Source organism: Sphingobium sp. HWE2-09, assembly GCF_035989265.1.
Lineage (GTDB): Bacteria > Pseudomonadota > Alphaproteobacteria > Sphingomonadales > Sphingomonadaceae > Sphingobium.
This window is the reverse complement of the sequence record NZ_JAYKZX010000003.1, coordinates 703,412-720,159: the sequence shown is the minus strand read 5'-3', so window position 1 is coordinate 720,159 and position 16,748 is coordinate 703,412. Positions and strand designations below refer to the sequence as shown.

The 16,748-nt window shown below is 64.3% G+C and carries 18 protein-coding genes; 8 read left to right on the top strand and 10 right to left on the bottom strand.

What is annotated here, in order from left to right; all coding sequences use genetic code 11:
* Positions 1–3 precede the first annotated feature (3 nt).
* Positions 4–1,386, top strand: a complete 1,383-nt coding sequence (gene rimO / locus U5A89_RS08975) for a 30S ribosomal protein S12 methylthiotransferase RimO (protein WP_338162992.1) — start codon at positions 4–6, stop codon at positions 1,384–1,386.
* 199 nt (positions 1,387–1,585) lie between these two features.
* Here the strand turns inward: rimO and U5A89_RS08970 are convergent, their stop codons facing one another.
* The gene (locus U5A89_RS08970) at positions 1,586–2,425 is read right to left on the bottom strand and encodes a DUF4163 domain-containing protein (RefSeq protein WP_338160817.1); all 840 of its coding nucleotides are present in this window, start codon (positions 2,423–2,425) and stop codon (positions 1,586–1,588) included.
* Complete coding sequence (locus U5A89_RS08965) at positions 2,425–2,625, bottom strand: hypothetical protein (protein ID WP_338160816.1); 201 nt, start codon at positions 2,623–2,625, stop codon at positions 2,425–2,427. Before U5A89_RS08965 ends, U5A89_RS08970 begins: the two co-directional genes overlap by 1 nt.
* A gap of 142 nt (positions 2,626–2,767) precedes the next feature.
* Here U5A89_RS08965 and U5A89_RS08960 point away from each other — a divergent pair, with 142 nt between their 5' ends.
* Genes U5A89_RS08960 through argC form a run of 4 tightly spaced genes read left to right on the top strand, consistent with a single transcriptional unit; the run spans position 2,768 to position 6,430 of the window.
* On the top strand, positions 2,768–4,165 hold the full coding sequence (locus U5A89_RS08960) for a leucyl aminopeptidase family protein (RefSeq protein WP_338160815.1): 1,398 nt from the start codon (positions 2,768–2,770) through the stop codon (positions 4,163–4,165).
* Positions 4,166–4,225: 60 nt separating this feature from the next.
* Positions 4,226–4,612 (top strand): MarR family winged helix-turn-helix transcriptional regulator, encoded by a 387-nt coding sequence (locus tag U5A89_RS08955; RefSeq protein ID WP_338160814.1) that lies wholly within the window; start codon positions 4,226–4,228, stop codon positions 4,610–4,612.
* Positions 4,581–5,489 carry a C40 family peptidase gene (locus U5A89_RS08950; RefSeq protein ID WP_338160813.1) on the top strand — a complete coding sequence of 303 codons (909 nt, stop codon included), beginning with the start codon at positions 4,581–4,583 and terminating at the stop codon, positions 5,487–5,489. Before U5A89_RS08955 ends, U5A89_RS08950 begins: the two co-directional genes overlap by 32 nt.
* On the top strand, positions 5,486–6,430 hold the full coding sequence (argC, locus tag U5A89_RS08945; protein ID WP_338160812.1) for an N-acetyl-gamma-glutamyl-phosphate reductase: 945 nt from the start codon (positions 5,486–5,488) through the stop codon (positions 6,428–6,430). The genes U5A89_RS08950 and argC overlap by 4 nt, the downstream gene beginning before the upstream one ends.
* A 184-nt stretch (positions 6,431–6,614) precedes the next feature.
* Here argC and U5A89_RS08940 read toward each other — a convergent pair whose 3' ends face one another.
* Complete coding sequence (locus U5A89_RS08940; protein ID WP_338162991.1) at positions 6,615–6,824, bottom strand: hypothetical protein; 210 nt, start codon at positions 6,822–6,824, stop codon at positions 6,615–6,617.
* A gap of 253 nt (positions 6,825–7,077) precedes the next feature.
* Between U5A89_RS08940 and U5A89_RS08935 the strand changes: the two genes are divergently transcribed.
* Both U5A89_RS08935 and U5A89_RS08930 read left to right on the top strand, forming a co-directional pair.
* Positions 7,078–7,251 (top strand): hypothetical protein, encoded by a 174-nt coding sequence (locus U5A89_RS08935; protein WP_338160811.1) that lies wholly within the window; start codon positions 7,078–7,080, stop codon positions 7,249–7,251.
* A 50-nt stretch (positions 7,252–7,301) separates the two neighbouring features.
* The gene (locus U5A89_RS08930) at positions 7,302–8,627 is read left to right on the top strand and encodes a PQQ-dependent sugar dehydrogenase (RefSeq protein ID WP_338160810.1); all 1,326 of its coding nucleotides are present in this window, start codon (positions 7,302–7,304) and stop codon (positions 8,625–8,627) included.
* A gap of 126 nt (positions 8,628–8,753) precedes the next feature.
* Here U5A89_RS08930 and U5A89_RS08925 read toward each other — a convergent pair whose 3' ends face one another.
* Complete coding sequence (locus U5A89_RS08925) at positions 8,754–9,572, bottom strand: ATP-binding protein (RefSeq protein WP_338160809.1); 819 nt, start codon at positions 9,570–9,572, stop codon at positions 8,754–8,756.
* Between the two features lie 112 nt (positions 9,573–9,684).
* Between U5A89_RS08925 and U5A89_RS08920 the strand changes: the two genes are divergently transcribed.
* Positions 9,685–10,638 (top strand): L-threonylcarbamoyladenylate synthase, encoded by a 954-nt coding sequence (locus U5A89_RS08920; protein ID WP_338160808.1) that lies wholly within the window; start codon positions 9,685–9,687, stop codon positions 10,636–10,638.
* 185 nt (positions 10,639–10,823) lie between these two features.
* Here U5A89_RS08920 and U5A89_RS08915 read toward each other — a convergent pair whose 3' ends face one another.
* The 6 genes from U5A89_RS08915 to U5A89_RS08890 all read right to left on the bottom strand — a co-directional run bounded on the left by U5A89_RS08915 (position 10,824) and on the right by U5A89_RS08890 (position 16,561).
* Entirely contained in the window at positions 10,824–11,087 is a 264-nt protein-coding gene (locus U5A89_RS08915; RefSeq protein WP_338160807.1) for a hypothetical protein, read from the bottom strand.
* A gap of 251 nt (positions 11,088–11,338) precedes the next feature.
* Positions 11,339–11,872: a peptide-methionine (S)-S-oxide reductase MsrA gene (gene msrA, locus U5A89_RS08910; protein ID WP_338160806.1), complete on the bottom strand. Its 534-nt coding sequence runs from the start codon at positions 11,870–11,872 to the stop codon at positions 11,339–11,341.
* Positions 11,873–11,912: 40 nt separating this feature from the next.
* Complete coding sequence (locus U5A89_RS08905) at positions 11,913–13,619, bottom strand: long-chain-fatty-acid--CoA ligase (protein WP_338160805.1); 1,707 nt, start codon at positions 13,617–13,619, stop codon at positions 11,913–11,915.
* Positions 13,620–13,755: 136 nt separating this feature from the next.
* The gene (locus tag U5A89_RS08900; RefSeq protein WP_338162990.1) at positions 13,756–14,439 is read right to left on the bottom strand and encodes a DUF1013 domain-containing protein; all 684 of its coding nucleotides are present in this window, start codon (positions 14,437–14,439) and stop codon (positions 13,756–13,758) included.
* 114 nt (positions 14,440–14,553) lie between these two features.
* Positions 14,554–15,582 carry a glycosyltransferase family 4 protein gene (locus U5A89_RS08895; RefSeq protein WP_338160804.1) on the bottom strand — a complete coding sequence of 343 codons (1,029 nt, stop codon included), beginning with the start codon at positions 15,580–15,582 and terminating at the stop codon, positions 14,554–14,556.
* Between the two features lie 106 nt (positions 15,583–15,688).
* Entirely contained in the window at positions 15,689–16,561 is an 873-nt protein-coding gene (locus U5A89_RS08890) for a UDP-2,3-diacylglucosamine diphosphatase (RefSeq protein ID WP_338160803.1), read from the bottom strand.
* Between the last annotated feature and the right edge of the window lie 187 nt (positions 16,562–16,748).

The following is a 16,748-nucleotide window of genomic DNA, read 5'->3' as shown; positions in this document are numbered from 1 at the left end:
CCTATGTGCGCGGCGATCATGGCAACCAAATTTCCTGAAGCGCCGAAAGTCGGCATGGTGTCGCTCGGCTGTCCCAAAAATCTGGTGGACTCCGAGCGGATCCTCACCAAGCTGCGCTCCGACGGCTATCTGATGTCGGCCGACTATGCGGGCGCCGACGTCGTGCTGGTCAATACCTGCGGCTTTCTCGATTCCGCGAAGGAAGAGTCGCTGGAGGCGATCGGCGAGGCGATGGCGGAAAATGGCCGCGTCATCGTAACCGGATGCATGGGCGATGAGGCGGATGTTATCCGCGCCCGCTTCCCGCAGGTGCTGGCCGTCACCGGCGCGCATCAATATGAGCAGGTGATCAATGCGGTGCATGATGCGTCGCCGCCCATCCCCAACGCCTTTGTTGACCTGGTGCCCGAGGGCGGGTTGAAGCTGACGCCGCGCCATTACAGCTATTTGAAGATTTCGGAAGGCTGCAACCATCGCTGTTCCTTCTGCATCATCCCGTCGATCCGGGGCGATCTGGTGTCGCGGCGGATCGATGCGGTGCTGCGCGAGGCGGAAAAGCTGGTCGCGGCGGGGACGAAGGAATTGCTGGTCATCAGCCAGGATACGTCGGCCTATGGCGTCGATACGCGCCACGATCCGCGCATGTGGAAAGGCCGCGAAGTCCGCGCGCATATGACCGACATGGCCCGCGAACTGGGGCAGTTGCGCACCGCCGAGGGCATCGCGCCATGGGTGCGGCTGCACTATGTCTATCCCTATCCCCATGTCGATCAGGTCATCCCGCTGATGGCCGAGGGGCTGCTGACGCCCTATCTCGACATTCCGTTCCAACATGCCGCGCCGTCGGTGTTGAAGGCGATGAAGCGCCCGGCCAACGAAGCCAAGGTGCTGAGCCGCATCGCCAAATGGCGCGACATTTGCCCGGATATCGCGATCCGTTCGTCCTTCGTGGTGGGCTTTCCCGGCGAGACGGAGGCGGATTTCCAATATCTGCTCGACTGGCTGGACGAGGCACAGCTGGACCGCGTCGGCGCGTTCCGGTTCGAGCCGGTCGAGGGCGCGGCGGCCAACGCCCTGCCGGGCGCGGTGCCCGAAGAGGTGAAGGAAGAACGCTACCAGCGGATCATGGAAAAGACCGCCGCGATCAGCGCCGCCAAGTTGCAGGCGAAGATCGGCCGGGTGCTGCCGGTGATCATCGATGAGGTCGGCGAAGCGGACGAGGAAGATGGCAGCATCGGCGCGACCGCGCGCAGCCAGGCCGATGCGCCGGAGATCGACGGCAATGTCTTCCTGCGCGATGTGGGCGAAGGGCGGAAGGCCGGGGATATTTTCGATGTCGTGATCGAGGATGCCGACGAGCATGATTTGTATGGGGTGCCGGTTTAGGTGAACTCCGTCATGTCGGCGCGGGCTGGCATCTGTGAAGAAGAAGTGGGATCCCAGCTTTCGCTGTGATGACGGGATATTGTTGCTGACTTCTTTAGGTCCAGGCTGACACATGCTGTTCCCCGGCGAAGGTCGGGAGCCAGTTGTACGGTTCGGACTGGGCCCCGGCCTTCGCCGGGGAACGCCAGACTCGACGATATTATGGCGCGACGAATCCGTCCTGATATTCCGGCTTGATCGCCTTGCCCATGGTGGCATCGACCGGGACCGGAACGTCGTAGCTGCCTTCGGCATAGGGGCCGGCATTGTAGGGGCCGACGACGACCATCAGGCTGTCGATCGACTTGCCGTCCTTGGACGTGGGCACCAGCACCTGTTCCATCGGGTCGATACATTGGGTAAATTCATCGTCGCCGCGCACGACCGGTGCGCCGCGCTTTTCGGCGCGCTGTTTGTCGAGCGTGGCGCAGAAGCGGTCGCGGATGGCGGCTTTGAACGCGGCGGGGGATGTCATCATCGCCTTGATGCTGGTTTCGCGCTTGCGGGCCTTGTCCCATAGCAGCGCTTCATAGCCGGTCATGCCGTGCGCGCCGCCTGTATAGACATAGCTTTCCGACTGGAGCGACAGGAAGCGCGGGGTGTCGGCGGCGACGCTCCATTTTGTGTCCAGACTGTGCGCGTGGAAGGGAAAGCCGGTTTCCTTGGCGGCGGCGCTGTCTTCCTGCGCCATTTTGAGCGCATCGGCTTTCGACGCGGCGCGGGCCTTGTCGAATTTGGCGACCAGCGCGGGGATGGCGGCGGCCTGTGCGGGATAGGCATAGCTATATTCGAGGAAGGCGCTGTTGTCCTTCTCGGCAAAGGGCTTGGCGGGCGGCTGTACCGGTTCCTGCGTGCCGCTCATCTTTTCGGCGAAACGCGTGGACGCCGCGTTCGGGCTGGCATTGTCGCTGCGATTATCCTGCGACGGCGTGCAGGCGGCGATCAGGATCGCCGCCGCCGGAACCAGCCCCCTGCCCTGCATCAGCCCCCCGCCCCGCATCAATGCGCCTGCGCCGCGCGGCAGCGTTCGCCGATCGCCTTGCGCGCATAATCGCTGTCGAGCGCCAGTCCCGCATTGGACCAGCCTTCCGCGACCAGCGCCTGTTGCACGGCGTTGCTATTGTCGAACTTGCCGCTTTCGGCGAGTGTATAGGCCCGCGCTCTGGCAGCCTGAAGGCTGCGATCATCACCGTGAATCATCGTCCATCTCCTTATCTGTTTATGGTGTGAATCTAGGCTCGCACGGGTCGCAGCGCAAATGAAGAAGGGGCCGGACGTGCCGGGTCAGCGATGAAAAAATTGCGCTTCCCATGGCCGATCCCTTTCCCTTACACCCCATGGCATGACCGATTTTTCCGACCTGCTCAAAGCCGACAACCAGCAGCCCGCCCGATCGATCCAACTGATCGACGCCAAAGGCTATGACGCGTGGCTGACGGGCCAACCGGCGGCGGTGCGGGCGATGGTGGCGGCGCAGAAATTTCGCGGATTGCCGCATGAGCATGCGGTCCTGCCGGGCGCGAAGGCCGAGGAATGGACGGTGGTCGCAGGGGTGGCGTCCAGCGCGGCGTTGGGATCGTGGTGCCTGGCGCGGCTGGCGGAGAGTTTGCCAGAAGGCGTGTATCGACTGGCGGACGGCGCGGTGGGCGCAGCGGCGCTGGGCTGGCTGACGGCGCAATATCGGTTCGATCGCTATCGGCGGGACGATGCGGTCGTGGGCGGGCGGACGTTGCTGACCGGCGATGTCGCGCAGGTCGCGCCGATGGTGCAATTGGCGCAGGCCGTCGCGCTGGTCCGCGATCTGGTCAATACGCCCGCCGCCGACATGGGGCCGCCCGATCTGGAAGCGGCGGTGGAGAGGGTCGCAGCGGCGTTCGATGCGAAGGTGACGACGACGCGCGGCGATGCGCTGGAGCAGGGCTATCCCATGATCCATGCGGTGGGGAAAGCGGCGGACAAGGGCTTCGCGCCCCGCCTCATCGAACTGACATGGGGCGATCCGGCCGCGCCGCGCATCGCGGTGGTGGGCAAGGGCATCTGTTTCGACAGTGGCGGGCTAGACATCAAGCCGTCTTCGGGGATGCGCCTGATGAAGAAGGATATGGGCGGCGCGGCCCATGCACTGGCGCTGGCGCAGTTGATCATGGCGGCGCGGCTGCCGGTGCGGTTGCACCTGCTGATCCCGGCGGCGGAAAATGCGATTGCGGGCAATGCCTTCCGCCCCGGCGATGTCCTGCGCACGCGCAAGGGGTTGAGCGTGGAGATCGGCAATACCGATGCCGAAGGGCGGCTGGTGCTGGGCGATGCGCTGACCCGCGCGGGCGAGGAGAAGCCGGAACTGGTCGTGGATTTCGCGACGTTGACGGGTGCGGCGCGCGTGGCGGTCGGCCCCGACCTGCCTGCGCTGTTCGCCAATGACGATGCGCTGGCGGCGGACATGGCGGCGGCCGGAACGGCGGTGGACGATCCGACCTGGCGGCTGCCCTTGTGGGACGGCTATGCCGATATGTTGAAGTCCGACGTGGCCGACATCAACAATGCGGGCGAAGGCGGCTTCGCCGGCGCGATCACGGCGGCGCTGTTCCTGAAACGCTTCGTGCCCGACGATACGCCCTGGCTGCATCTCGACACCTTCGCCTGGCGGCCGACGTCGAAACCGGGGCGGCCCAAGGGCGGGGAAGCGCTGGGCCTGCGCGCGGTTTTCAGGATGCTGCAACGGCGGTACCGGGCGCGCGCATAAACACTGCAATTGCGTCGCATCCGTTACGCAACCGGATTAGGAATCGTGCGTTAGGCTTGCATGAACGCGCAAACCCTAACTGAAACCGAACGCTCCGGCCTTCAATCCATTGGGCAGTGGATGCGCACTCTTGTCGATTATGTCCGGTCCGGGAAACCCGACCTGACCAACCGGCAGATGGCTTTGATGATGACAGTGTATATCGGTTCAGGCCCGCATACGGTGCGCGGACTGGCCGAGGCGCTGCATGTGTCAAAGCCCGTCATCACCCGGGCGCTGAACAAGCTGTCGGCGCTGGGTTACCTCCGCCGGGAGCGCGATGTGACGGATCGTCGCAATATTTTCATCACCCGGACGCCAAAAGGGGCGGAATTTCTTGACGCCTTTCACCATTTCATCGCAGGAACCGCCCGCGATGACAGGCACGATTACCTCCCCGCGGAATAGACCGCCCGAACGAACCCGTTTCGAACTGGACGGACGCTCCGTAGCGCTGGACCGCCGTATCCACGCGGCGCGCGGCGACCTCGCCGACCTTTCGCTGGCAGGCGTGTTGTTTTCGGCCCATTATGCGCGGGCCGTCCCCCTTACCTGCGTTGCGCCCGGTTCCGCTATCCTGTCGGCGGCGTCGCCCACCGGCGAGGCCGTGAGCGAATTGCTGCGCGGCGAGACATTTCATGCGCTGGACGTGATGACCGACTGGGCCTGGGGCTTTTGCGGCCATGACGGCTATGTCGGCTATATCCGGCGCGAGGCGCTGGACCTGCTGGAAACGCCCACCCATCGCATCATCGTGGGAAGCGCGCCGCTATTTTGCGCGCCGGACATCAAGGCGCCGATCGCCGACCATTGGCCGGGCGGCGCACTGTTCACGGGCGAGGCGCAGGACGACTTTATCGCATGCGCCGAAGGCTATATCCATGTCCGGCATGCCGAACCGGTCGAAGCCCGGCCGACCGATTGGGTGGCGGTGGCGGAACGCTATCTGGGCCAGCCCTATATCTGGGGTGGGCGCGGCCATCGCGGGATCGACTGTTCGGGGCTGGTGCAAGTGGCGCTGGGCCAGACGGGCGTTTGCGTGCCGCGCGACACCGACCTGCAATGCGAAGGCATCGGGATGCCGATCGACAGCGAGGCGGCGTTGCAGCGCGGCGACCTGATCTTCTTCCCCGGCCATGTCGGCATCATGACCGACGCCCGGACGTTGCTGCACGCCAACGCCCATTGGATGGCGGTGGTCAAGGAACCGCTGGCGGACGTCGTCGCCCGATTGGCCGACACGCATCCGCAGCCTGTGATCGCGCGGCGGAGGATCAGCGCATGAGCACGAATGTTTTTATCGACGGCGGGCATGGCACCACCGGTATCGAGATCGCCGATCGGCTGGCCGGTCGCCCGGAATTGACGCTGATCACCGTGCCGGAAGCGCAGCGCCGGGACGCTGGCGCGCGGCGCGATGCGTTGAACGCGGCCGATGTCGTCATCCTGTGCCTGCCCGACGATGCCGCGCGGGAGGCCGTGGCGCTGATCGACAATGATCGCACCCGCGTGATCGACGCATCGACCGCGCATCGCGTGGCGAACGGATGGACCTATGGCTTTCCCGAACTGGAGCCGGGCCATCGCGAGCGGTTGGCGAACAGCCGCTTCGTCGCCAATCCGGGCTGCTGGCCGACCGGTTTCCTGGCGCTGGTGCGGCCGCTGGTGCTGGCAGGGTTGCTGCCCGCAGACTGGCCGGTGACGGTATCGGGCGCATCGGGCTATTCGGGTGGCGGCAAGGCGATGATCGCCGAGTATGAAGGGTCAGGCGGCGCACCCAGCGCGTTTCGGCCCTATGGCCTGGCGCTGGGGCATAAGCATGTGCCGGAAGTGACCCGCTATTCGGGTCTGGCGCATCCGCCGCTTTTTGCCCCTGCCGTGGCGAACGCCTATCGCGGGATGATCGTGGAAGTGCCGTTGCAGTTGCGGGTGATGCCGGGCGCACCGGCGCTGGGCGATATCCATGCGGCGTTGGCGGACGCCTATGCCGGATCGGCGATCGTCAGCGTCGCGTCGCTGGATGAGAGCGCGGCGATGGGCCAGGTGACGCTGGAGCATGTCGGGGCGACGGACCGGCTGGCGCTGTTCGTGTTCGGCGATGCGGCGAGCGGCCAGGCGCGGCTGGTCGCGGCGCTGGACAATCTGGGCAAGGGCGCGGCAGGGGCTGCGGTGCAGAACCTCAATATATTGGCGGGATTGCCGGAGACGGCGGGATTGCGACTTTAGGACGGCGGGCGTTCGTCGCAAGCCGTCTATAGTCGGAACTGTCGGGCGTCCCTGGCCTTCGCCGGGTAACAAGGCGGTTAGGCGCGCGCAGAGGTTTGGCTGCGCTTCGTTCCCCGCTGTCAGGGAGAGGACGTAAATGTCCTGCCCAACATGACCGGATGAATCACGGTCGCGTCGTCTGGCTTTAGTGGATCGTGCCAAGGGGCTGATCGTGGGTCAGCAGGACGATCAGCCGTTCGATCTGGCGCCAGTGGCAGAAATGGATGTGGTTGCCCTGGTCCAGGCTGCGGTCCGCGCGCACGGCGGCTTCGTAGCCGGCATTGTCGCCGAACGCCGTCATCAGTTCGGCCGCGTCTTCATAGCTCTTTCGATTCGAAAGATATGGCACCTGCATTGCAAACCCCGACTTGTTTTTGGCGACCTTATTATCGAGCCACCCTATCAATTGCCGTGCCATTTCAGCGCTTTGGCGGCCACGGCCCGCTTGAAGGGTGAACGGCGTGTTAGGCACGTCCCGATATGGGACCATCGTCCCGCGCCGGGACGGGCCATCCCGAAACGGGGCGTTGCCCATGGCGACCGGATCGCGGCGCTGGCCGACGCCAAAGTCGCTAGCCTTGTCGCATGGTCCATGGCAAGGGGCAGCGATGAGCAAGGGCAAGAATGAACCGACAGGCGCTGGTGCGATCATCGCCTTCCTGATCCTGGGCGGCGCGATCGGTGGCGGTTTGCTGGGGCAGCCGAGCATCGGGCTGCTGGTGGGCGCGGCCACAGGCGTGCTGATCGCCGTTCTGCTGTGGCTGCGCGAACGGGGCAAATAAGGGGCAAGCGCCGCCTTGCCCACGGCCCTGGCTCCGCATAGATGTGGGGCATGAAAAAGCATATCATCGCCCTCCTAATTATCGTCGTCCTGATCGCGGGCGGCCTGTTCCTATATCTGGCGCAGGGCGACACGGCGCAATTGCCGCCGGGCGCGGATACCGGGCGCGAGCCGGTGTTTACCGGCGCGCGCAGCGAGATGATCCCGACAGTCAATGTCGCCGACGTCAAACCGTGGACGGGCAATGAGACGCCCGTGGCGGCCAATGGGCTGCGCGTGGCGCGCTATGCCGATGGGCTGGCCCATCCCCGGTCGCTGCTGACCCTACCCAATGGCGACATATTGGTGGCGGAAACCAACAGCCCGCCCCGGCCGCAGGGCGGTATCGTCAACAAGGTGATGGGCTATCTGATGAACAAGGCGGGCGCCGGAGTGCCGTCCGCCAATCGCATCACATTGCTGCGCGACGCCGATGGCGACGGGCGCGCGGAAACCAAGACGGTCTTCCTGTCCGGCCTCCATTCGCCCTATGGCATGGCGCTGATCGGCGACACGCTTTATGTGGCCAATACCGATGCGCTGATGGCCTTTCCCTATAAGGTGGGCGATACGAAGATCGGCGCGAAGGGGCGCAAGATTCTGAACCTGCCCGCGCAGGCGCCGAACAATCACTGGACCCGCAGCCTGGTCGCCAGCCCTTCGGGCCTGCTTTATGTCGGGGTCGGCTCCAACAGCAATATCGGCGAAAACGGGCTGGAGAGCGAAGCCAATCGCGCATTGGTGCTGGAGGTCAATCCCAAGACGGGGGCGTATCGCACCTTTGCGGCGGGGCTGCGCAATCCGGTAGGGTTGGCGTTCGAACCCAAGAGCGGGGCTTTGTGGGGCGTGGTCAATGAGCGTGACATGCTGGGCAGCGACCTGGTCCCCGACTATCTGACGAGGGTGGAGTTCGGCGCTTTCTATGGTTGGCCCTGGAACTACTGGGGCGGTTATGAGGATCGGCGCGTGCAGCCGCAGCGGCCGGAGCTGCGCGAATATACCCACCGCCCCGACTATGCGCTGGGCAATCATGTCGCGCCGCTGGGCCTGACCTTCGTCGATAAGCTGCAACTGGGCGCGCCCTTTACCGACGGCGCGATCGTGGGCCTGCATGGCAGCTGGAACCGCAAACCGGCCGCCGGATATAAAGTGGTTTATGTGGGCTTTGCCGATGGCGAGGCGGGCAAGGCCAAGCCGGTGGACCTGCTGACCGGCTTCCTGGACAAGGATGGCAATGCGCGTGGCCGCCCGGTCGATGTCGCGGCTGATGCCAAGGGCGCGTTGCTGGTCAGCGACGATGTCGGTGGCGTGGTGTGGCGGGTGACGAAGGCGCAGTGATTTTGGGTTAGGTGTTTCCGCGGGCGGAAACTCGGTTGACAGGTCCGGACTGGGCTCCCGCCTGCGCGGGAGCACGGCGTTTGGGATAGGCGACAGCCGTTCGTTTCAAGCGAACGGCGGCTGAATTTAGACGGTCAGCCTGTTCCGTCCGGCTAGTTCGACCACATATTGCCAAGCGACCCGGCCGGAGCGGCTGCCGCGCTGGGTTGCCCACTGGATCGCTTCCAGTGGGTCGAACGTCAGGCCGAGCTTGGCCGCATAGCCGCTGACGATCGCGACATAGGCGTCCTGGTCGAGCGCGTGGAAGCCGAGGCTGAGGCCGAAGCGGTCTGACAGCGCCATCCGGTCGTCCACCACATCGCGTGGGTTGATAGGATCGTCCTGCTCCGACAGGTGGCGCGGCACAATATGGCGGCGGTTGGATGTGACGTAGAGGCGCACGTTCGCGGGCCGTGCCGCCGTGCCGCCCTGGAGCAGGGAGCGCAGCATCCGGGCGTCGCCCGCGCCCTGTTCCTCAAACCCCAGATCATCGAGGAACAGGATGAAGGGCCGCGTCGTCTGCCGCAGCAGGGCAAAGAGTGCTGGCAGGCTCGCCAGTTCATCGATCGCGCATTGCAGCAGCGCGATGTCCTGCCCCTGCCCCTGCAACTGGCCGACAACGGAGGCCACGGCGGCCGACTTGCCGGTGCCGCGTGCGCCCCACAGCAGCACGTCATGCGCGGCATGGCCCGCGGCGTGGCGACGGCTGTTGTCGAGCAGCGCGCCCTTCTGCGCGTCGATCCCGGTCAACAAATCGAAATCCACCGGCGCGAACGCATCCACCGCATGGATCGCCGTCCCGTCCCAGACATAGGCGGGAAAGGCAGCAAGGTCGGCGGATGGCGCGGGCGGCGGTGCCAGCCGTTCCAGCGCTTCGGCGATGCGGGTGAGAAGTGCGTCGGTCATGGCGCGGGATTAGCCATGGATGAGGATTGCGGCAAGCAGAGACGCGCGCCTGTCATGGCCCTGACGCAATGGCCTTTTACTCGGCAGGATCGGGGTCTATATCGCGGGGGTCGTGACTATCGCTCATCCAGCCTATTCCACCAAATGCTGCCAATATGGCACGGAGTCTCTGCGCGAAGCGGCGCTGCTGATCCGTGCGGGGGAGCCGGTGGCGGTGCCGACCGAGACGGTCTATGGCCTGGCGGCCGACGCGACCGACAGCCATGCCGTCGCCGCCATCTACAGCGCGAAGGGGCGACCCAGTTTCAATCCATTGATAGTCCATGTCGCCGACCGGGCGATGGCGGGGCGATTGGCCGATTTTTCCGCCGTGGCCGATGGGCTGGCGGAGCATTTCTGGCCGGGGCCGTTGACGCTGGTGTTGCCGGTGCGAGCCGATAGCGGCCTATCGGCGCTAGTGACGGCGGGGTTACCGACCGTCGCGCTGCGGCTGCCCGCGCATCCGGCGATGCGGGCGCTGATCCGGGAAAGCGGCTGTCCCCTCGCCGCGCCGTCCGCCAATCGCAGCGGTGCGATCAGCCCGACGCGCGCCGACCATGTGCTCGCCAGCCTGGATGGCAAAATCCGCATGATTTTGGACGAAGGGCCGACCAGCGAGGGGCTGGAATCGACCATCGTCGCGCCGATGGCGGATCGGGTGCGGCTGCTGCGGCCCGGTCCGGTGACGGCCGCGATGCTGGAGGATGCCACTGGGCTGCCGGTCGTGGTGGGCGATGATGCGAAGATCGAGGCGCCGGGGCAGTTGGAGAGCCACTATGCGCCGTCCAAGCCGGTGCGGTTGAACGCGATGCGGGCGGAAGCGGACGAGTATCTGATCGGCTTTGGCCTGATGCCATGTCACATCAATTTGAGCCAGGAAGCCGATCTGCGTGAAGCGGCGGCGCATCTGTTTGCTGCCCTGCATATCGCGGATGCCAGCGCGGCGATGCGGATCGCGGTGGCGCCTATTCCCGACGAGGGGATTGGCGCGGCGATCAATGACAGGTTGCGGCGCGCGGCGGCTTGAGGGATTCCTTTCGTCACTCGTTGCCGTCATCCCAGCGAAAGCTGGGATCTCACTTCTTCTAGCGAAACATTCGAAAGACAAGAGAGATGCTAGCCTTCGCTGGCATGACGAAGGTGAAAGTGGACCGGCTGTTACCGTTCAAAACCGCTATGCGCCGCTGCGCAAAATCTGCGCTCAGCTAAACTTTACCCGCAATTGCCATAGCCTGCGTCGCGGCATTGTTTGCGCCGTTGCTGGTCCGCCTTCTTGCGTTCCTTGCCTTCGCGGGCTTCCTGCTTGCGCATTTTGCGGCCGTAATTGCGGTCGGCTTCGTCCTGGCTGGTCGTCGTCCAATCGACCACCTGCGATCCGGCGCGCACCGGGGCGGTCACGACGCTTGCGACCGTGCGGACGCAGCCGGGTAGAGCCAGCAGCAATAGTGGCGTGGCGATCAGAATAGTCTTTTTCATGTGCGGTCCCCCGACCTGTTTGGGTTTGTCTGAGTGCGACCTAGCATGATTTCGATGAACCGGGGACTAAGGATGGGGGAAACGCGACGGGGCGTTTGGAGGGGGGACACTAACCTCTCGACGTTCATCGCCCCGGCCTTGAGCTATGTTTCCAGTTATCGAGGTTGCGTTGAAATCAAGAAGCGGGATCCCGGGTCAGGCCCGGGATGACGGTGTTATTTGACGATACCGTTCCTTGATAACCCCCTGCTTTATGCCTCAATGCGGGTTGCGAAGCCTTTGCGGAGTTTGGCGAGTTTGGGGGGGATGACCGCCAGGCAATAGGGGTTCTGGGTGCCGACCCGGTCCCAATATTTCTGGTGATAATCCTCAGCCGGATACCAGGGGGCGTCCGGTTCGATCGTGGTGACGATCGGGTCGCTCTGGTCTGCCTGGGCGCGTTCGATACCGGCGCGGGCGGCGTCTTCCTGTTCGGGCGAATGGGGGAAGATGGCGGAGCGATATTGGGTGCCGACGTCGTTGCCCTGGCGGTTCAGCGTCGTGGGATTATGCGTGGCGAAGAAGATGTCGAGCAGGTCGGCATAGCTGATGACCGCCGGGTCATAGGTGATGCGGATCGCTTCGGCATGGCCGGTGGTGCCCGAACAGACCTGTTCATAGGTCGGATCGGGGCGCTCCCCGCCGATATAGCCGCTTTCCACGCTCTCGACGCCCTTGAGATTCTGATAGACCGCTTCGGTGCACCAGAAGCAGCCACCGGCCAGCGTCGCGATTTCCTGCGCCATCATTGGTTCCTTATCCATGTTTCCACACAGATAGGAACGGTCAGGCCACGGTTCCAGCCTGTTGCCGCGCCGCGTCTGCCTTCGCCCGCTCCTCGGCCACCAATTCCTTGCGCGACAGCTTGCCGACCAGCGTCTTGGGCAGGTTCAGGCGGACCTCCACCTCGCACACCCGTTCATGCTTGCCCAGTTGCGGGTTGGCCCAGTCCTTGAGCGCCGCGCCGTCGATCTCGGCCCCTTCGTTCAGGGTTACGAACGCCTTGGGCTGTTCGCCGCGATAATGGTCGGGCACGCCGATCACCAGCGCCTCCTTGACCGCGGGATGATGGTAGAGGACGGCTTCCACCTGGCTGGGGAAGACCTTGAACCCGCCCACGGCGATCATGTCCTTCAACCGGTCGACGATCTTCACATAGCCGTCTTCGTCGATCAGGCCGACATCGCCGGTGCGGACGAATTCGCCGATGAAGACTTCGGCGTCGGCGTCCGGCCGGTTCCAATAGCCCTTCATCACCTGGGGTCCAGCGAAGAGCAGTTCGCCCGGTTCGCCTTCGGGCGGGGGGCGGGTCGGGTCTTCGCGATCGACCAGCTTGACCCGCGTACCGGGCACCGGTTGTCCCACGGTGCCGGTCTTGTTCAGCCCTTCATAGGGGTTGGAACAGACGATCGGGCTGGTTTCGGTGAGGCCATAGCCTTCGATCAGTTGCGCGCCGGTCGCGGCTTCAAACTTCTGCTTGAGTTCCAGCGCCAAGGGCGCGCCGCCGGAGATGCAGGCGCGCAGTGAGGAAAAGTCGATGTTGCGGATGGCGGGATGATCCAGCAGCGCCTGGAACATGGTCGGCACGCCGGGGAGCGACGTCGCCTTGACCCGCTGCACCGCCGCCAGCACCTGCGCCGCGTCGAAGCGGGGCAGCATCACCATTTCCCCACCGTTCATCACCGTACGGTTGAGCGTGCAGGTGTTGGCGAAGACGTGGAAGAAGGGCAGCACCGCGATGATGCGATCCGCTTCGTTGGCGTGGGGATCGATCGCCTGCGCCTGCCGCGCATTGGCGGTGAGGTTCTGATGCGTCAGCATCGCGCCCTTGGGCGTGCCGGTGGTGCCCCCGGTATATTGCAGCAAAGCGACGTCGTGGACCGGATCGATCACCGGCATCGCGCATCCGCCGTCATTGGCGATGAAGCGGTCGTAGCGGATCACACGCGGATCGTCCGGCAGGGGGACGCTCTCGCTGGCCTTGAACCAGCGGAACAGCAGCGATTTGACCGGCGAGAGGACTTCGGCGACCGACCCCACTATCAGGGTTTCGAGCGTACTGTCCTCCAGCACTTCCAGCGCGGTGGGCAACAGCGCCTTGGCCGACAGGGTGAAGAGGATTTTCGTCCCGCTATCTTCGACCTGATGTTCCAGTTCGGCGGCGGTGTAGAGCGGAGAGAAGTTGACGACGATCGCGCCGGCCATCAGCGCGCCATAATAGGCCGCGACATAATGGGGGGTGTTGGGCAGATAGAGGCCGACACGGTCGCCCTTTTGCACGCCCATTTTTTGCAGACCGCAAGCGATGCAGCGGATCTGCCGCAGCATCGCGCCATAGCTGAATTGCCGACCCATGAAGTCGATCATCGGCGCATCGGGATGGGCGTTGGCGCTGTTCACGACCATGTCGCCCATCGACAGCGGGGGGAATGTCTGGTCCCAGACAGTCGGGTGCTGGTAGCGTTCTCGCCAGATTTTTTCTTTGCTCTCCATGCCCGAACTGTATGGGCATGGCTTGCTTTACGCAAGCGTCAAGCACCGTAAAAAGGGCCATGCGGCGTCAACCGCATGGCCCCGAAATATGCTGCATCGCAGCGACTTAGTGCAAGTCGCTGATGACGCTACGGCATCACACCTCGCCCTTGTTGTTGCTGAAGGGATCGATGATCGTCGCGGTGGCGGAAATCAGATCCGTCTCTGCCTTCAGTGCCTCTTCGGCGCGACGCACCGTCTCCTGACGCTCACGGCGTAGTTCCTCGATCAGGGCTTCGCGATCGCCATCCAGGCGCGAATCGGTGGGCGCTTCGATGCCTGCCTTCTTCGCGGCCTTCGCGACCAGCGCATCCAGTTCGCGCTGCGAACACAGGCCCAGCGTTACCGGATCCTTGGGCGTGATGTTGGAGATGTTCCAGTGGGTCCGGTCGCGGATCGCGGCGATGGTGGTGCGGGTCGTGCCGATCAGCTTGCCGATCGCGCCGTCCGAGACTTCGGGGTGGTTGCGCAGGATCCAGGCGATGCCATCGGGCTTGTCCTGACGCTTGCTGACGGGGGTGTAGCGCGGCCCCTTGGTCCGGCGGACCGGCTCCGGGCCTTTGAGCATCTTGAGGCGATAATCGGGGTTATTCTCACCCTTATGGATTTCTTCCATGGTGACTTCATGCGCGCGCACCGGATCGCGGCCGGTATATTTGATGCTGGCGGTGTCGTCCGCGATCGCCTGCACTTCCAGGATGTGAAGCCCGCAAAATTCCGCGATCTGGTCGAAGCTCAGAGCGCTATTGTCGACCAGCCAGCTGGCGGTCGCGTGAGGCATGAGTGGCTGGGACACGGGGTCTTCTCCGGCGTAAAAACGATAAGGGCCGCCCAAGCAGGGCGGCCACGACGGGTTGGAGATAGTCGATGACAGGGAAAGGAGCAAGGAAAAGCGTCAGGCGGCGCTTTCGATCAGCGTGGCGGGAATGGCGTGCAGCCCGGCGAGAAATTCGCGCGCGCTGCGTTCCCAGCTGAAACTTTGGCCGTAAGCGGCGCAGGCCGCCCGATCGCATCGCAGGGCAGCGGCGATCGCCTGGCCCAGATCGTCCGACAGTGCGCCGCTCTGCGCCGTGATGATGTCGACCGGGCCGGACACGGGATAGGCCGCGACGGGCGTGCCGCTCGCCAGCGCTTCGATCATGACCAGGCCGAACGTGTCGGTGCGGCTGGGGAAGACGAACACGTCCGCCCCGGCATAGGCACCCGCCAGCGCGTCGCCGAACATCGGCCCCAGGAAATACGCGTCGGGATAAGCGCGCGCCAGCATCGCGCGGGCCGGGCCATCCCCAACCACGACCTTGGTGCCCGGATGATCGGTGGCGAGGAAGGCTTCGAGATTTTTCTCCACCGCGACGCGCCCGACATAGAGCATGATCGGGCGTGGCAGGTCCGCGAACGCGGCGGGCGGCGGCGCATTGGGGGTGAAGGCGGCCAGGTCCACCCCCCGCCCCCACGGCCGGACATTGGGCAGGCCATGGGCGCGCAACTGATCGCGCACCGAACGCGTCGATACCAGCACCGCTTGCGCCGGGCCATGGAACCAGCGGATATAGCGCCAGAACCATGCGGCTGGCAGCCCGGTGCGCTGCGCCACATAATCGGGGAAATGGGTGTGATAGGCAGTGGTGAACGGCACGCCGCTGCGCAGGCACCAGCGCCGCGCGGCCAGGCACAATGTTCCTTCGGTCGCCAGATGCACGGCATCGGGCTGGAAGGCGGCGATCGCCTGCCCCACCACAGATGAGCGCACCAGCGCCAGCCGGATTTCGGGATAGGTCGGACAGGGGATGGAGCCGTAAAGGTCGGGTGAGATGACCTTCACCACATGGCCCATCTGCTCCAGTTCGCCCTTGATCGTTTGAAGCGTGCGCACCACGCCATTGACCTGGGGACTCCAGGCGTCGGTGATGATGGCTATGCGCATGGTTTATGCTCCGTCTTCACTTCAGCATGTTGCCGCGCAGGCGGGAACACAGATCGGGCTGTAGGACTGGGTTCCCGCCTGCGCGGGAACACCTAGCGCCAAGGCTTTATGCCGCCATGCGGGCGCGAGCGTCCTGTTCGGCCTGTTCGCGCTTGGCGATCTCGTCGGCCCAGTGCAGCACTTCCATCCGCCCATCGCCATGTTCGACCAGCGCGGTGCAGCCTTCGACCCAGTCGCCGTCATTATAATAGTCGATGCCTTCGATTTCCCGCATTTCGGCATTGTGGATATGGCCGCATACGACGCCATCGACGCCGCGCGCGCCAGCCTCATGCGCCACCACTTCTTCGAAGCGGGAGATGAAGGAGACGGCGTTCTTGACCTTGTGCTTGGCCATCTTGCTGAGCGACCAATAGGGCAGACCCATCTTCTGCCGGACGGCGTTGACCACGACATTGAGCCGCATCAGCGTAGTATAGGCGGCGTCGCCGACGAAGGCGAGCCAGCGATGCGCCAGCATGATCGTATCAAACTCGTCGCCATGCAGCACCAGCAGCTTGCGCCCGTCGGCGGTCGTGTGGATCGCCTTGCGCCGGATTTCGACGCCGCCAAAGCTCATGCCGGTGAACTGGCGAAACATTTCGTCGTGATTGCCGGGGATATAGACGACGCGCGTGCCGCGCTTGGCGCGCTTCATCAGGCGCCAGACCACGTCATTATGGCTGGCGGGCCAGTAGAAGCGCTTTTTCAGACGCCAGCCGTCGATGATGTCGCCCACCAGATAGATAGTGTCGCTGTCCACATTGTCGAGGAAATCGATCAGCATCGCAGCGTTGCAACCACGCGTGCCGAGGTGAATGTCCGAGATCCAGATGGTGCGATAGCGGCGACGCTTGCCTTCGCGTTCCGGGATATGGAAGCGGTCGTCAATGCCCTCTTCCAGTTCGCCCAAGAAAGGCAGGCGCGTGATGGCGTTCATGATACGATCCCCAAGACCGGTGTCCTCGGGAACAATTCTTTAGCGCCGCAATGTTACAACTTCGCAGGCAATATGACGGAAATGCTACGATTTGCGGGGGAGTTGGGGTAAATTCCTATCTCGTCATGCCAGCGAAAGCTGGCATCCCACTTATTCTTGGCCTTGACGCAGAAAGGCAGTGAGATCC

Excerpts from the sequence above, each read along its gene's own strand:
- rimO (WP_338162992.1), top strand. The coding sequence starts at position 4 with ATGTGCGCGGCGATCATGGCAACCAAATTTCCTGAAGCGCCGAAAGTC.
- U5A89_RS08970 (WP_338160817.1), bottom strand. The coding sequence starts at position 2,425 with ATGCGGGGCGGGGGGCTGATGCAGGGCAGGGGGCTGGTTCCGGCGGCG.
- U5A89_RS08965 (WP_338160816.1), bottom strand. The coding sequence starts at position 2,625 with ATGATTCACGGTGATGATCGCAGCCTTCAGGCTGCCAGAGCGCGGGCC.
- U5A89_RS08960 (WP_338160815.1), top strand. The coding sequence starts at position 2,768 with ATGACCGATTTTTCCGACCTGCTCAAAGCCGACAACCAGCAGCCCGCC.
- U5A89_RS08955 (WP_338160814.1), top strand. The coding sequence starts at position 4,226 with ATGAACGCGCAAACCCTAACTGAAACCGAACGCTCCGGCCTTCAATCC.
- U5A89_RS08950 (WP_338160813.1), top strand. The coding sequence starts at position 4,581 with ATGACAGGCACGATTACCTCCCCGCGGAATAGACCGCCCGAACGAACC.
- argC (WP_338160812.1), top strand. The coding sequence starts at position 5,486 with ATGAGCACGAATGTTTTTATCGACGGCGGGCATGGCACCACCGGTATC.
- U5A89_RS08940 (WP_338162991.1), bottom strand. The coding sequence starts at position 6,824 with ATGCAGGTGCCATATCTTTCGAATCGAAAGAGCTATGAAGACGCGGCC.
- U5A89_RS08935 (WP_338160811.1), top strand. The coding sequence starts at position 7,078 with ATGAGCAAGGGCAAGAATGAACCGACAGGCGCTGGTGCGATCATCGCC.
- U5A89_RS08930 (WP_338160810.1), top strand. The coding sequence starts at position 7,302 with ATGAAAAAGCATATCATCGCCCTCCTAATTATCGTCGTCCTGATCGCG.
- U5A89_RS08925 (WP_338160809.1), bottom strand. The coding sequence starts at position 9,572 with ATGACCGACGCACTTCTCACCCGCATCGCCGAAGCGCTGGAACGGCTG.
- U5A89_RS08915 (WP_338160807.1), bottom strand. The coding sequence starts at position 11,087 with ATGAAAAAGACTATTCTGATCGCCACGCCACTATTGCTGCTGGCTCTA.
- msrA (WP_338160806.1), bottom strand. The coding sequence starts at position 11,872 with ATGGCGCAGGAAATCGCGACGCTGGCCGGTGGCTGCTTCTGGTGCACC.
- U5A89_RS08905 (WP_338160805.1), bottom strand. The coding sequence starts at position 13,619 with ATGGAGAGCAAAGAAAAAATCTGGCGAGAACGCTACCAGCACCCGACT.
- U5A89_RS08900 (WP_338162990.1), bottom strand. The coding sequence starts at position 14,439 with ATGCCTCACGCGACCGCCAGCTGGCTGGTCGACAATAGCGCTCTGAGC.
- U5A89_RS08895 (WP_338160804.1), bottom strand. The coding sequence starts at position 15,582 with ATGCGCATAGCCATCATCACCGACGCCTGGAGTCCCCAGGTCAATGGC.
- U5A89_RS08890 (WP_338160803.1), bottom strand. The coding sequence starts at position 16,561 with ATGAACGCCATCACGCGCCTGCCTTTCTTGGGCGAACTGGAAGAGGGC.